At 37.4% G+C, this 15,147-nt stretch carries 11 protein-coding genes; 5 read left to right on the plus strand and 6 right to left on the minus strand.

The window, feature by feature from the left end:
- Window positions 1–255 precede the first annotated feature (255 nt).
- Window positions 256–1,368 carry an alpha/beta hydrolase gene (locus V7266_RS22550; protein WP_335471210.1) on the minus strand — a complete coding sequence of 371 codons (1,113 nt, stop codon included), beginning with the start codon at window positions 1,366–1,368 and terminating at the stop codon, window positions 256–258.
- A gap of 395 nt (window positions 1,369–1,763) precedes the next feature.
- On the opposite strand from V7266_RS22550, the gene V7266_RS22555 reads away from it, so the two are divergent.
- Window positions 1,764–2,774, plus strand: a complete 1,011-nt coding sequence (locus V7266_RS22555; RefSeq protein WP_335471213.1) for a phosphotransferase — start codon at window positions 1,764–1,766, stop codon at window positions 2,772–2,774.
- A 303-nt stretch (window positions 2,775–3,077) separates the two neighbouring features.
- Here V7266_RS22555 and V7266_RS22560 read toward each other — a convergent pair whose 3' ends face one another.
- A complete protein-coding gene (locus V7266_RS22560) occupies window positions 3,078–3,977 on the minus strand; it encodes an AraC family transcriptional regulator (RefSeq protein WP_335471216.1) in 900 nt (299 codons plus the stop codon).
- A gap of 313 nt (window positions 3,978–4,290) precedes the next feature.
- On the opposite strand from V7266_RS22560, the gene V7266_RS22565 reads away from it, so the two are divergent.
- Together V7266_RS22565 and V7266_RS22570 are read left to right on the plus strand one after the other, a co-directional pair.
- Window positions 4,291–5,949, plus strand: a complete 1,659-nt coding sequence (locus V7266_RS22565) for a family 43 glycosylhydrolase (RefSeq protein WP_335471218.1) — start codon at window positions 4,291–4,293, stop codon at window positions 5,947–5,949.
- A 21-nt stretch (window positions 5,950–5,970) separates the two neighbouring features.
- Window positions 5,971–7,263 carry an MFS transporter gene (locus V7266_RS22570; protein ID WP_335471219.1) on the plus strand — a complete coding sequence of 431 codons (1,293 nt, stop codon included), beginning with the start codon at window positions 5,971–5,973 and terminating at the stop codon, window positions 7,261–7,263.
- A 109-nt stretch (window positions 7,264–7,372) separates the two neighbouring features.
- Here the strand turns inward: V7266_RS22570 and V7266_RS22575 are convergent, their stop codons facing one another.
- Window positions 7,373–8,893 (minus strand): glycoside hydrolase family 43 protein, encoded by a 1,521-nt coding sequence (locus tag V7266_RS22575; RefSeq protein ID WP_335471220.1) that lies wholly within the window; start codon window positions 8,891–8,893, stop codon window positions 7,373–7,375.
- A 346-nt stretch (window positions 8,894–9,239) separates the two neighbouring features.
- A complete protein-coding gene (locus tag V7266_RS22580; RefSeq protein WP_335471221.1) occupies window positions 9,240–10,505 on the minus strand; it encodes a glycoside hydrolase family 1 protein in 1,266 nt (421 codons plus the stop codon).
- A 279-nt stretch (window positions 10,506–10,784) separates the two neighbouring features.
- Here V7266_RS22580 and V7266_RS22585 point away from each other — a divergent pair, with 279 nt between their 5' ends.
- Window positions 10,785–11,633, plus strand: coding sequence for a helix-turn-helix domain-containing protein (locus V7266_RS22585; protein ID WP_335471224.1), 849 nt, complete (start codon window positions 10,785–10,787; stop codon window positions 11,631–11,633).
- A gap of 111 nt (window positions 11,634–11,744) precedes the next feature.
- On the opposite strand, the gene V7266_RS22590 is transcribed toward V7266_RS22585, so the two are convergent.
- Together V7266_RS22590 and V7266_RS22595 are read right to left on the minus strand one after the other, a co-directional pair.
- The gene (locus V7266_RS22590; protein WP_335471228.1) at window positions 11,745–12,845 is read right to left on the minus strand and encodes a Gfo/Idh/MocA family protein; all 1,101 of its coding nucleotides are present in this window, start codon (window positions 12,843–12,845) and stop codon (window positions 11,745–11,747) included.
- A 65-nt stretch (window positions 12,846–12,910) separates the two neighbouring features.
- A complete protein-coding gene (locus V7266_RS22595) occupies window positions 12,911–13,780 on the minus strand; it encodes a sugar phosphate isomerase/epimerase family protein (protein ID WP_335471229.1) in 870 nt (289 codons plus the stop codon).
- 321 nt (window positions 13,781–14,101) lie between these two features.
- Between V7266_RS22595 and V7266_RS22600 the strand changes: the two genes are divergently transcribed.
- Window positions 14,102–15,097 carry an AraC family transcriptional regulator gene (locus tag V7266_RS22600; RefSeq protein WP_335471230.1) on the plus strand — a complete coding sequence of 332 codons (996 nt, stop codon included), beginning with the start codon at window positions 14,102–14,104 and terminating at the stop codon, window positions 15,095–15,097.
- The last annotated feature ends 50 nt before the right edge of the window (window positions 15,098–15,147 follow it).

Below are 15,147 nucleotides of genomic sequence, written 5' to 3' on the forward strand. Positions count from 1 at the left end.
AGAAAGAATGATAGAACCCGCGGGAGAATAACAAAAGACAAAAAGACAGGCAAAACCAAAATCACGGACCTTTCGAGCATCATACTCAAAACGTTCATGTGATTTAGGTTTTGCCTGCCTGACCAGTAACAATCCTAGTAATATTTTGTTATCGCTTTCATGTTAATAATATACTATCATACTAAGAGAGTTGTCAACGCTTTCTTATCTTTTATTTAATAAACTTTTTATGAATTTCGAAATATCTTTTTAGTGTTATATTTTCCTAATTGCCTTTGCTATCTCGATACACAAATCCTCTGCCTGCGGAACATGGCCTAATTTATCAATAAAGGCATGGGTCATCCCTTTATAACGGAAACAAGTGGTTTCTACTCCTGCATCCAGAAGCTGCTTTGCATAAAACTCTGTATGAATGCGCAAACCGTCAAATTCTGCTCCTGCTAGAATCGCTTTTGGCAGACCTGCATGTGATTCGGCAAGCATTGGGCTAACATATGGATGATTGACATCTTCCTTATCAGAAATATAAGCCCCTAAAAAAAGATTATCTTCAAATTTTGAAGGTCTTCCAAGTGAAATTAGCCCATTGATGATGTCCTTGTGCTCCATTGACTTTTCAAAAAAGTTCTCACTCCACTCATATCCTTCAACCTTGGCATCCGCTTGTGTAATTGCCGGATAAATCAGTACCTGCATCGCAATTTTGGGTGTTCCTTCATCTCTTGCTTTTAAACAGACTGCGGCTGTATAGTTTCCACCCGCACTATCTCCGCCAACGCAGATTTTATCAGGGTCAATGCCATAGGCTTCTGCATGGTCATAAACATGCTTGACTGCATAATAATTGTCATTTAAACCATTAGGAAATTTCTTCTCTGGAGCTAAAGAATAGTCTACGTTAAATACAACCGCATCTGCTAATTCAGCTATCAATTTGCAGAAGTTTTCAACCGTATAGACGCTGCCGCCAATCCATCCGCCTCCATGAAAAAATACAAAAGCAGGACGTTTCGGATTCTTTTCAGATTTTCTTGGGTAATAACGCCACAAGCCTACTGTATTTCCGCTATCTGTAATCTCTTCATATTTTGTATGTATTTCTACTGTGTTTAAATTATAGTTAGGGAATCCCATGGTTTCCCTCATGATGGGAATCAATACTTCCATTGGCGGCATGGCTGCAGGTTCTTCCCCATCTAGCTTTCCTGCCCAATGATTATCCATAAGACTTAATTCCTTAGGATCAATAAATCCTGGTCTCTCTTCTCCAGGGCTTGGTTTTACGATAATGTTCACTCCGTGATTTTCGATAATCGTTGTTTCCTTTTGTAATTGGTCGATGGCACTTGTTTCATATTTTCGCATGTTTAAAAAACTCCTCCCTAAAGTTCTAAACATATAATCTTTCAATCTAACCTATTAAAAGCCTCCCATTAAATCTGGATATAAGAATATGAATGTTAAACTAAATGACTAAGTGTTCTAATACAATCCCACTTATAGAAAGCGCTTTCTATTATAAGTTTTATAATATACCTAATTTTTGTATAAAACATCCCTTTTTTTGACTGAAAATAGGCAAATTTTTGACCTAAACAATTATAAAACTTAATAATAGGGTGGTGTCCTGATTCTATTGCTGCTTGATTCAAAGATTATGGTTAATTCAATAATTCTTTACTTCCAATTTCTCTATTCAAAATTACTTTTTTCTTTTTTAAGTACATGATAGACTTCTTTTAAAAAAGGATTTTGGATAGATGAAAAAAAATTTATCATTTATTGAAGAAATAGTACCTTTGTACTTCCCAATGGATAACTGGGAGATTGTTCCCGGGCCAAGTGGGGAAAACAATACAACCATATTTATTCTGACAAACAATGAGCAATACGTACTGAGAATTTACGAAACCCATCAAGATGAAAACAAGGTAAACTATGAACATGCTGTATTACTAGCATTAAAAGAACGCCCTCTTTCCTTCTCCATACCAGTACCAATGAGAACAAAAGATGGGCAAACCATTGTCAAAACAGAGTCCGGATTACTTGCAGGATTGTTTAGATTTGTCGATGGGATGAATCCCGCCCTAGAGGACTTAGATCAAATATATTCATTTGGTAATGTGACTGGTCAACTTACTGCAGAACTTGCCGAGGTCAGTATAAATCAACTGCCGGTATATAAACCGTATTATGATATGGATAGTACACACCCAAGATGTTCTTTGGATCAGATTAAAGATTTTTCACTAACTCCACCAGGGGACTTTGTGGAGTTAACTCAAGAATTATTAATTATCTACAAACAACTAGTTTCATTTCAAGACAGAGTTCCATTTTTAAAAAGGCTTCCCCACCAGCTCGTCCATGGAGATTTAAATGCTTCCAACATTCTATCGGGAGGGGATGAAAAGATTTCCGCCATTCTTGATTTTGAATTTGTTACACATGATTTACGAGTGATGGAAGTGGCTGTTTCTGTTTCCGATTTTATAGACGATGAAGAGGATGAGACCATTATTTTTAAAAAGATTACTGCCTTCCTAACGGGGTATGGCAGTAGGATTCAGCTGACAGAAGGAGAAATTCATGCCCTTCCGCTTCTAATCCAGCTTCGAAGTTTAGATGTCTTTATCCATTTTCTCGGCCGTTATTGGGACGGGGTTGACTCTATTGATACCGTCAAGAGGTATATTCGTAAGGCTGCACAAAGAGTTTCTTGGATTTTAATACATCAAGACAAGTTCATCAAATTCTGTGAAAAATAGTTATGATATGTTAATCACCTAGAAAATCCTTGTTCAACTTAGGTAACTTCATCAATAAAAATAAAGCTGCTAGTAAATGGCAGCTTCTACCAATAAATGGTTATTGAATACTCTGATGATTAATTTTATTGGATGACGGTCGTCAATAAGCTCTCTTGACTACCCTGCTGGTCCATTTACTTGAGCGACTGTCGTCAATAAAGTCCAAAAATACACCCGTAAATCCTCCTGCTTCTTCAGTCGACACCTGCCAAAACATCCATCAATCATATGCCAGAAATATATATATATCCCTTTATATGTTTACACGTAAGTTTTTTTACGAAATTCGGTAGGATTTAATCCAGTCCACCTTTTAAATTGTCTGCTAAAGTGAGAAAGGTTTTTATAACCTAAACGATTTGCAATCTCTTTTAAAGATATTTCAGGTTGTTGGAGTAAAATTTTAGCCTCTTGCAATTTTAGATCAGATAAATATTTACGGGGAGACATATGGTAAATTTTCTGAAAGACTTCTAATCCATAATTGGGGCTTATCCCAAGAGAAGCAATAATCGGTTGTATGTGAATTGTGTAATCTACATTTTCATTTTTCTCTATACATCTTTTTTTAAAGGTCCACTTTATTGCTTCAGCAATTTCTTTGGCATATTTTGCTGTAGTCATTGATTGATTTGTTCCTATGTCCGTGTTTAGTGGCTGTATATCTACCAATACTTCTAATAACTCAAAAAGGACAACTTGCGCTCTTAATTTTGCTTTAGAAACCAATATTTCTGGTTCATCCAAAATGTCAATCCATTTTTGAAGACATTTTTTTAGCCTACTATGATATGAATTGGAAGGTTTATAGACCCAATCACAGTTTTTCATTATTTTCATTCGTAAAGAAGGTTCGTCTATATCAAAATGAGCACAAAAATAGGTCATAGATTTAGTGGAGATACATTTATTGATATGCTCAAAGCCAGGAGGGATAAGGAGAATATCATCACTTTTTAATATATGTTGTTCATTTTCGATAAATGTTTCTTGTGCACCATCTAATACAATTAATATCTCGAAAGCATGGTGAAATTCCTTAGTCATTGACCAATTTGTATAAACCGTTTGTTTGTGTGCACCAAAAAAACGTATATTCCAATCAATACGCGGGAGAATTTGTGTTTTATTACCTACAAAACTATTTATATTATTTTCCATTTTTTAAGTCCCACCTTTGATTTGGGTAAATTTGTCCGTCATTGTACAATCGCATTTTCAGATTAATAGTTATTATAATATAGCTATAAAACAGGAAACGCTTTCGTTGTTGGAATGATTACACCTAGATTACCGATCATTTAGCGAAGCGTATGTTTATTATAGTCAAAATAGAAAACGGTATCAATCTGTTGTCTAAGGTATTATGGCTTCTTAGAAAAAAGGGTAAATAAGGAGGGGGTAAAATAGAAAGCGCTTATATTGAACCACCGACTAAAAAAAAAACCATTAGGCGGCGAAAGGAACTAGAGAAATGACAATCATTAAAAATCCAATTATTCCAGGTATGGCACCAGATCCATCAATTATTCGGGTCGAGGATGTCTATTATATCGCAACATCCACTTTTCATTGGAACCCCGGCATACAAATTTTTAAATCAATGGATTTAGCAAATTGGGAGCTAATTAGTTTCGTATTAAAAAACGGTGAAGTCAATTTACGTGGTACGAATACACCGGCTGGTATTTGGGCGCCACACTTATCCTATGATTCTTCCACGAACAAATACTGGTTAGCATTTTCTCACATGGTAAATATGGCAGGTCGTGAATTTAACGCAGACTCATATGCAATGTGGGCAGAAGATATAAATGGACCTTGGTCAGATCCGATTTATCTTACATCCATAGGTTTCGACCCAGCTATTTTTCATGATAAAAATGGAAAACATTACATTTCCATACTTGAATGGGAAACACGTCAAGGGTATCAAGCGCCTGGACATATTGTAATTGCCGAGGTTGATTTAGATAATGGGGGGATTATTGGTAAATGGCACCGAGTAACGCAAGGGTTCACCAGTCGTGGATGTGCTGAAGCACCACAAATATATAAGCATAATGGGTATTACTATCTAATTATAGCTGCTGGTGGGACAGGCTATGCACATGGTGTAGAGATTGGACGTTCGGAGAGTATTTTTGGGCCATATGAACCTCATCCATCAGGAGAACCGATTATTACATCTTCACCACGACATCTATTTTCACTTGGTGATCCAGATGCGGGGCATTTTGAAATGTTTAATCCAAATTCTACAATGCAAAAAGCAGGTCATGGTTCATTAGTTCAAACCCAAACAGGCGAATGGTATATTGCTCATTTAATGTCTCGCCCAATTGATGGAACTCACTTAAATCCATTAGGACGTGAAACGTCTATTCAAAAAATGAAGTGGACGGAAGACAGTTGGCTGGAAATGGAAGATGGATCAAATTTAGCAAAGATGGAAGTCGAAGGTATGGAGGGAGTTAAATTATCTACTAGATTATCTCATGATGTATTTGATCATTTTAATAACGAAAAATATGATATACATTTTATGACTCCTTATCGAAATCAAGTGGTTGATTGGGTGAATACGATTGAGCGTCCAGGATATCTGCGTATTCACGGCGAGAACTCTTTCTTTTCACAAGTAAATCCTGCAATTATGGCAACACGAGTGACATCATTTAATTATGAATTTCAAACAAAAGTTGAATTTCATCCTGATCATTACTCAGAAACTGCTGGTATGGGGCTTTACTATGATTCGAATAATTGGATATATGTCCACTTAACTCATTCAGAATCATTTGGTGGAACAGTTTTAAGTTTACTACAGGCTAAACAAGGAGAACGTATCGAATTTGTTCAGAACAATATTTCAGTACCTGAAGGTGTAGTAGAATTGAAGATTGTCTACAATTCAGGTATAGCTGATATCTTTTATCGTTTGAGTGACAACTTGGATTGGCATTTATTTGTAGATCATATCGATGTTCTTTATCTGTCTGATGAAGGCGTTAACGGGGAACCAGGTGAAATTGGTGGGTTTACAGGATTGTTTAATTTTATAGGCTCAGTTGATTCTCATCAGCATGACTCATTTGCAGATTTTGATTACTATTCAGTAAAAAATTACTAGTTTCCAGAGAGGAAGTTTTACATGGCTATTCCATTAAAACATACAACCGAAACAACTGAAACATCGGAGGTCCACGTGAATACAATATCACTAAAACGTTTAGTACCAGGATTAATTATTGGACCAGCTTCCTGGCTTGGACCCTATATTGCATGTGTAAGTTTATTTTTACCAGCTTTGATTCAGCATCTGGATGCCGATAACAAAATTAAATTAGTAGCATTATTTTCATCAGTAGCGATGATTACCGCAGCGATTTCAAATATGGTCGCTGGATATCTTTCTGACCGTACAAAGTCTCGTTTTGGGAAACGAACGCCTTGGCTAGTCTCCGGAGCATTCGTATTTATGTTGGCAATGATTTTTGCCTCCATAAGTACTACTATTCCTTTATTGTTACTAAGTTGGATGCTAGGACAGGTTGCTTTAAATTTCATTGTAGCACCAATGGTTGCTTGGTTAGACTTAGCACCTGAAAATGGTAAAGGAATAGCCTCAGCTGCTTATGGCGGCTTAGGTATGGCGCTCGGCAATAATGGTTTTAATATTATAGGAGCTATTTTTTTAGGGCAATACCGTTTAGGTTTTATCATTTTTGGTATTATTACATTTATTGGCACATTGATTACAGCATTTATTGTCCGTGAGCCATCAAACTTGAACGAGAAATTAGATATATCAACATCAACAAAAAAAGGAAAATTGTCTATAAAAGAAGTATTAACAATTTTTCCAAAGTGGTCTGTTGGCCATGATTACTATTTGGCATTAATCGGAAAACTCTTCCAAGGGATTGGAAACTTTGCTGTTACAGGTTATCTATTATTTATAATGACAGATTTTTTACACAAAAATACATCTGCTACACAACATTCTATACAATTAATTAATTTAATAATGTTGATATTTGGTATTGCTATGGGATTTATTGCTGGGCCTATTGCAGATAAGTTCAAATTATTAAAATTACCAGTAGGCTTATCTACTATTTTATTAGGTATTGGTGCACTATGCATTTTCTTTTTACAAAATGAAATTGGTATAATTATTTATGCTTTTATGGCTGGTTTGGGAATGGGAATATGGAATTCATTGGATAACCTTTTAAATTTGAAAGTTATCCCTGATAAAGATCGCGTTGGATTTTTCCTAGGAATTTACAATTTAGGAAATACTGTAACTCAAGCTATTGCCCCGGTTATTGCTGCATTTATGATTTCAGCAATAGGATTTTCATCCATTTTTATAATGTCGTTTGTTTTCTCGATAATTGGAGGGATATCAATCCTTTCAATTAAATCCGTATCTAGGTAGATTCTATTGTAAATTCACCAAAAGATCACCTCAATGAACTGCCCCTAAATGTTAGTAGTGTGTCTAACATTTACGGGGCAGTTCACAATGGTGCTCTTTTAATAGAGATTTATATAGAATACTCAAACCGATCAAAATAAGCAGGAGTCCCCTTTTTCTGTCCATTTCCTGCGGCATAAAGTCCGAAATATACTCCAGTGAACCCGCCGGCCACTTCAGTTGATAAAAGCGAACATTCTCCTAAACCTAAAATAGTAGATTCCCCACTTGGCTGTTGAAAGGAAAATATATAATTTTTTGCATCTGCATCAACCGTTAGAATTATCGCTTCTTCTCCATATTCATGCTCAGACTCAACCTTCCAAAGAGAACCGATTCTTCTTCTTACAAAGACCTTCTTTACACCACCCCGAGTACCCAAGGCTATTTCATAGTGGAATCTCTCGTTCATAAAGACTGTTAATCCAGCCTCTTCCCCCTCCTCAGTTGGAGAGAATTCAAGAATTGTAGAAACTGTACATTCAAAATGCTGCTGCCTACGACCTACAAACGCTTGAGAACCTAAGTCATTTAAACTAGTTGAAGACCCATATAACGTAAGGAAACCCGGCCTATCAGTTAAAGACCAGCTTTCTTCGCTAGGGTTGCGCAAGAAATTCCAAGAAAAATCTAAATCTGTCTGATTAAAGTCATCTTTGCAACTTAGCTGTTCTTTGTCACCTAGCTTGAGTGTTCTTCCGTCCATTTCTAATTCGACTTGAGCGCCAATTATCGGCCAGCCTTCGTCATTCCAATCCACTGGTGCCAAAAAGGTTTCCCTGCCAATATAATGATGCTTTCCGCTAAATGGAATGGGGGCAGGACGTATTCCCAAAAATACCGTCCACCAACTGCCATCTATATACTGTACTAAATCAGCATGTCCAGTAGCTTGAATCGGACTTGCACTGCTGCGATGAGTAAGAATTGGGTTATTGGGATGACTTTCAAAAGGACCAAAAGGCTGATTGCTTCGTGCCATGGTTACCATGTGTCCGTATTCTGTTCCACCTTCAGCAATCATCAAATAATAAATGCCGTTTATCTTATAGAGATGCGGTCCCTCGGGATGGGCCCCGCCTGTCCCCTGCCATATTAGGCGGCGCTCAGTAAGAATCTCTCCTGTATCAACATCAATTTCAGCCTGATAAATCCCTGAAGGTTCTCCACTAAAGATATCTTGTGTTCCTGTTAGGTAAACCTTTCCATCTTCATCAAATAATAGAGAGGGATCTATTCCAGGCCAATTCAGCCAAATTGGTTCTGACCAAGGGCCTTCAGGGTTTTCAGTCCATACGATAAAGTTTTTTCCGATTGTTAGATTCGTTGTAATCATATAATAACGGCCATTATTATATCGAAGTGTTGGAGCAAAAATCCCCATGGAACTCTTTGATTCGTGTAAAGGTAATTGACTATCACGAGTTAAACAATGACCTATTTGTTTCCAATTAGCAAGATCCTTTGAGTGAAAAATCGGTACACCTGGAAAATATTCAAATGAACTTGTGACTAGATAAAAATCTTCTCCTACTCTACAAATACTTGGATCTGGATGGAAACCGCTGATAACTGGATTTTGATATTTCATAACCGAAATCCCTTTCTTATTCATAGATTTTTGTTTATTAGGGATTAAATAATAACCCTTTTCGAAAGATACTTAATTCTTACAACATCACCATATACTTTTCCAAGTCTATAAGAAGATTTACTAGAATTTGGATAGGAACACTAGATTTTCTTCAAACCTGTCCGATATGGCTTTGGGTTCGGACAGATACACCTGTTTTTTCTTCAGGCCTGTCCAAAGTTGCTTCAGGTTCGGACAAATACACCTGCTTTTACTTCAGACCTGTCCGAAGTCGCTTCGGGTTCGGACAAGTACGCCAGCTTTTTCATCAGCCTGTCCAAACAATTCAACTATCTGTTTAAGTCTATTCATTTACAACATTATTCCTTGAAATATCCCCTAGAACAAGACCGCTTTCTTTTACTACTCTCTCTTGTGTTTCACGGTTGACCCCAATAATCCCAAAATGCGGATCATAGCCAAACGTCCATTCATAGTTGTCAAAAGTGGACCAATAAAGATAACCTAAAACTTGAATTCCTTCGTCCATACACGCATGCAGCCCTTTAAGTCCTCGTTGGATAAACTCAATCCGACGGCTATCATCATCTGTTGCGATGCCGTGTTCTGTTACCAACACAGGGATATCTAACTCTTTGGCCACATTTCGGATAGTTCCGGCAAGTGCTTCCGGATAAAATTCATATCCCATTGCTGTTACTTCTGTTCCATCACGCAGCGGAACTTGTCCCTCTGGACCATATACTTCACGGGTGTAGTTCTGTATACCAATAAAGTCGTCACCCTCAATGACAGATTTGAATTGCCCAAAATAATCATGCCATACTTTTGCAGCCTGCTCCTCCCCATCCTCAATAGCCTGGATTTCAGGTAACGCCAAGGAAAGACCCACTTTAGTGGATGGATTCACTTTTTTCATCGCTTCTCTTGCTTTCCGGTGGGCATCGATCACAATTTCCAAAGAAGCCTCATCAGAAGCCATATGGAAAGTAAAATATTGATCGATGGTTGTACCACATTTTGCAGCAGCCGATTCACGCCAGCCTGGAGCTGTCCATGACTTGGCATCCATCCCAACAGGCGGCATAAAGTTCATATTAATAAACAATTCTTTTAACATAACAGGCAAATTGACTTCATTCATTGTTAAGACGTAAGGAATATCCTGACCAAATTCCTTGAATACAACCTCGCAATATCTCGCAAATAGATCTGCGGTTTCAGGATTTTTCCAACCGCCTAGTTTCATCAGCCACTGTGGAGACGTAAAATGCATCATGGTGACGACTGGAGTGATGTTGTTGTCATAACATACCTTAATGACGTCACGATAATGATCCAATTCCTCTTGTGAATATATTCCTTGCTCCGGTTCAATTCTCGCCCACTCAATCGAAAAACGGTAGCTGTTTAAACCTAAGCTTGCCATCAACTCAATATCCTGTTTGTACCGATTATAGTGATCGACGGCATCACCCGAATAATCTCTGTAAGGAGACCCTTCTGAATATTCTTCAGCCCACATATCCGATTTATCATTATTTCCCTCTACTTGGTAGGCAGATGTAGCTGTCCCCCAAAGGAAGGATTTTGGAAAAACATATTTCAATGATAATACCTCCTGATCTCACTTAAATTTCATCTCTTATAAATTAATAGTAACTATCAATAACTCAAGATATAATGTTAAAAAACGAGGTATTGATTGCTCGAATCATAGTTATTAATATTTAAAGTAAAAACTGAATTATTTGATTTGGTAAATAATACGCGTTTACTAAAGATCATTTTTCCAAGTATGTGTTAATATATTGATAAATCCATTAAGCAGACAAGGTACATATTAATAGATCTCGAAGTATTTACATATTTGGAAGGAGAACACTGAATGGACACAGAAATTCTCGTTTGTGGTTATTCTTACCATAAGAAACCGTTCATCCTTAAAAATCGAATACTTGACACTTTTCTTTTCAGACTTCAAGTCCAAGGGAAGTCTATGGTCCGTATAAACGGAAATAGTTTAGATATGAACCCTGGAAATCTATTACTCTTGAAACCTGGTGATTTATATGAGTTAAAAGTGGATGGAGAATCGAGAAGCGGCGATTATTTCATATTATGCAAAGGGACGTGGATCCAGCATTGGTGGGAGAGCTTTGAACCACAACTATTTAACCGTATTCCCTTGGATGAAAGAATCCTTTCTTTATGGAATCACCTCTATTTGGAAAATCATCAAACACTCATACCTGATGACCAACTTGTGGATTATTTGTTACGTTCCTTGTGCTTGTCACTAAAACGAACCATTGAAGGAACAAATGCGGTTCACAAACAACCAGAGCCTAATACAAAGTTCGTAGCTGATTTAATTAAAAGATATATTGAAGATCACTTTATGGAGCAATTCAGCATTAAAGATTTAGCTAAAAACGTGGGATTGAGTGTTTCTCGAGCAAGTCACCTTTTTAAAGAGACATACGGAACGACAATTATACAGTCTGCCATAAACATGAGGCTCAAATATGCCATTGATCGCATGAAGTACACCCCAATGACTTTGGAAATTATTGCCGAGAGTTGCGGTTTTGGAAGCTATTCTTATTTTCACAAGGCCTTTAAGAAGAGATTCGGAACTTCCCCTAAAGAATATCGAGACATGTTTGACCAAGGTGATCACAATTATAATCAAATGCTAACCCGAATCACTTCAGAGCAGTTTACTAATGATTAATTAGAAAAATTGAATCTTAACGGATCCTGGGTCCATCTCCTTTAACAAAAGGAAATCTCGGTCGTCTAACCAACAAAAAGAGGGGAGACATCCCCCCTCTTCCTCCTGGGATTACAAATATACAGGTTTCCCTGATCTGGAAGACTCGTAAATAGCTTCCAGAACTTGTGTTACGACTAAAGCCTGTTCAGCTTTGACAAACAATTCGCCCTCACCTTTTAGCGCTGCAACCCATATTTCATGTTCTTTGGACGGAGGAGTATCTCCACCTCCAAATCCAGGAATAAATGGATTGACTTTTTCTCCTACTTTTGTGATGGAAGGTTGACCGGCAACTACATGATTCAACCTAACTCCATCATAAGTATCGAGACCGCCTTTCGTTCCGCAAAGCAATACCATCCCCGGATTTGTTACAATATTGAGTGCCCACGAAGCTCTCAGGTTGATAGTTGCTCCATTCTTCATTTTAATAAATCCCATAGCAGAGTCTTCTACATCATAGGTCTCATTATTCCATGGATCAGGAGACCCATCGCGCCAGCTCACCTGACCCTGATGTTCAGCATCCAGCAGTCTACCTAACTTCTCATAGGAACTGCCGACAACGTAGTCAACCTCGTAGTTATCCATCATCCATAGAGTGAGGTCAAGGGCGTGAGTGCCAATATCAATCAACGGGCCGCCCCCTTGTTTAGACTTATCGGTAAAGACGCCCCATGTTGGAACTCCTCGGCGGCGGATACAAGTTGCTTCAGCATAGTAGATATCGCCAAGCCATCCATCATCAACTACCTTCTTGGCGATAGCATTTTCATGGAAATGACGGTACTGATAGCCAATGGTAAGCATTTTACCTGATCTGTCCCTTGCCTCCAACATCTTTTGTGCTTCCGCAGGGTTAATCGCCATTGGTTTTTCACATAGAACATGTTTTCCTGCATCAAGCGCAGCTACGGTTATTTCACTATGTCCGACGTTTGGAGTCAGGACATGGACTGCATCAATAGACTCGTCCGCAAGAAGTTCACGGTAGTCTGTGTAAACTTTAGCATCCGGGGTTCCGTATTTTTTGGCAGCCTCCTCAGCTCTTTCAATCACAAGGTCGCAGAAGGCTACAAGGTCAACTCCCTTTTGTTGTGCCATTCCAGGGAAATGCTTCAGCTTGGCAATATCCCCACAGCCGATAAATCCGATTTTAACGTTTGCCATCGTTTAATCTCCTTCACATTTTCACTAGAAAATGAGTCTCGTTTTGTTCATCTTTTTGTTTAAACTTACACACTTTGTGTATTTAAATTAATTTTTTTCTGTAGAATTTTAAGGTCCTTGGCCACACTAGCAAATTTATTGGATTCAGCATATTCATTTTCAACAATGGTGTATTTAACGAATCCCAATTCATTAACCTTTTGATATAACCTGTCCAAGTCTAATGGAGCAATATCTGGAAGTGACTCGGAATCATGAAAATAAGGTTTATATATCTCTGGGAGTTCAAACTTTGGGGTTTCAAAGCCATCTTCAGGTACAAATGGATACAGTTCTTTCTGATGAATCACGTCACAACGAGCACCTAGCCGCTCCATCAAGCCAATCGGATCAACCCCCGCTCTATGTGCCCAAAGGACATCCAATTCAAAGAATACATGATCGGGATCTGTGTTTTCGATTAGAACATCATACAAGGTCTCTTGCTCATTGATTCTTCTAAATTCAAAATGGTGGTTATGTAAATACAGCTTTATCCCGTTTTCCCTCGTCTGTTTCCCTATACGGTTTAGCTGTTCGGCTGTCTCTAATGCTTCCTCCCGAGATAACATAAACGCAGATGGGATCGCAATCCATTGGCACCCAATCTCGTAATTATATTTGATTATACGATCCCAGTCATTATCCAATAGACTTTGCCCTGGGGAACCTCCGCCATCGTGTGCTCCAATAGGTGTCATATTCAATTCTTCCAATTTATTACGTAAAGTCTTCGCTGATACCGTATCGCTAAATCGTGAATAGTTCTTCATATTCGTCGCAATCAATTCCACGTTCTTATAGCCAATAGCTGAAATTTCCTCGAGAGTACGAAAATAATCTGTACTCAACTCATCTTTTACTGAAAAAAGTTGAAGTCCAATGTCAAGACTCATAATTTCTCCCCCTATACATCAAATATAGTGTCAACGCTTACATTCTTCATAATAGTTAGAAAATTTTTATTACTAGGAATGTATGTTGGTATAATAACATAGGTATTTTATTTAAGTACATACTCATAACTTATAAAAACATCTCCTAAACTGCTAAAAGTCAAAAGTAATAATCCTAAAAATTAATAAACATCCACTCAAAACATACATCATTTAAATGATAGATACAGGTATTAGTGCCTCTTTGTACTAATCGTAAGAATATGATTATAATAAAATTAAGTAATTGATTACTCTAATTATTAATCATAGGGAGTACTTATGGATCGAATAGAACTTGAAGGTTACTTAGACACCTATCATTTAGGGCCAATTGATAAAGAAAGAGTTTTAAAGGAGTATAGTCCTCATACTGTAATGGTAAATGGTGAACCTGTTTATCTTTTTAATAGAGCCTTTGATATAAACGATTCACCCATTGAGGAGAACATATCCATCTCTCAGCAGCCCTTTGGCTCAGATATTCCTCTTCACATGCATGATTACATAGAGATGATGTTTGTCCATCGAGGAACTTGTACTGTTCTTATTAGAGAAAAAAAGATCCGACTGAATCAAGGAGAATTAATTATAATTAACAATGAAGTACCTCATAGCGTAGCTGCCACCACCAAAGAAGATATTGTTATTAATATCATCTTGAAACAGGACTATCTTTCACCGAGCTTTTTAAGAAGATTGTCACAGAAAAGCATTATCTCTCAATTCATGATTGAATCACTCGTCAGTCATCGGAAGCAGAATCAATTCTTGATTTTTAAACCTAAAGGCATTAAGGTCACGGAAATTATGGAGAATATAATGTGTGAATTTTTTGAACGTGACTTTTATTCTGCAGAAATTATCAATTCTTATTTAGTCGTTTTATTTTCTACATTAATTCGAACCAATAATATTCAGACAAGATATGAAGCCGTGGACAATAATAACACAGTTTCTTTACTTGATTTTTTAAAGTATATTGAGGAAAATTACCAGGACTGTTCTCTAGTTGAAATGGGGAAGACTTTCGGCTTTAATCCGAGTTACCTCTCTACTTTGCTTAAAAAAGGGACAGGAAAATCATTCAAAGAACTCCTTCAGATTCAACGACTGAACCAGGCTGCTTTGTATCTAGCTAATTCTAATTTACCTATTCCTGAAATTGCCCAGGAAGTAGGATATTCTAGTGTTACTTTCTTTTATAAAAAGTTTAAAGAACTATTTAAGGAGACCCCGCATTGTTATAAGGAAAAGCATAAACAGCAAGGGCCATAGCCCCTGCTGTTTATTTGACTATTACTTTTCCAACCATTCCTTCTTGAAAA

The sequence above is a fragment of the Neobacillus drentensis genome, assembly GCF_036965645.1.
Lineage (GTDB): Bacteria > Bacillota > Bacilli > Bacillales > Cytobacillaceae > Neobacillus > Neobacillus drentensis_D.

Bases quoted from the DNA above. Each gene is read 5' to 3' on its own strand.
- V7266_RS22565 (WP_335471218.1), top strand. From the start codon at position 4,291: ATGACAATCATTAAAAATCCAATTATTCCAGGTATGGCACCAGATCCA.
- V7266_RS22560 (WP_335471216.1), bottom strand. From the start codon at position 3,977: ATGGAAAATAATATAAATAGTTTTGTAGGTAATAAAACACAAATTCTC.
- V7266_RS22600 (WP_335471230.1), top strand. From the start codon at position 14,102: ATGGATCGAATAGAACTTGAAGGTTACTTAGACACCTATCATTTAGGG.
- V7266_RS22575 (WP_335471220.1), bottom strand. From the start codon at position 8,893: ATGAAATATCAAAATCCAGTTATCAGCGGTTTCCATCCAGATCCAAGT.
- V7266_RS22590 (WP_335471228.1), bottom strand. From the start codon at position 12,845: ATGGCAAACGTTAAAATCGGATTTATCGGCTGTGGGGATATTGCCAAG.
- V7266_RS22570 (WP_335471219.1), top strand. From the start codon at position 5,971: ATGGCTATTCCATTAAAACATACAACCGAAACAACTGAAACATCGGAG.
- V7266_RS22555 (WP_335471213.1), top strand. From the start codon at position 1,764: ATGAAAAAAAATTTATCATTTATTGAAGAAATAGTACCTTTGTACTTC.
- V7266_RS22595 (WP_335471229.1), bottom strand. From the start codon at position 13,780: ATGAGTCTTGACATTGGACTTCAACTTTTTTCAGTAAAAGATGAGTTG.
- V7266_RS22585 (WP_335471224.1), top strand. From the start codon at position 10,785: ATGGACACAGAAATTCTCGTTTGTGGTTATTCTTACCATAAGAAACCG.
- V7266_RS22550 (WP_335471210.1), bottom strand. From the start codon at position 1,368: ATGCGAAAATATGAAACAAGTGCCATCGACCAATTACAAAAGGAAACA.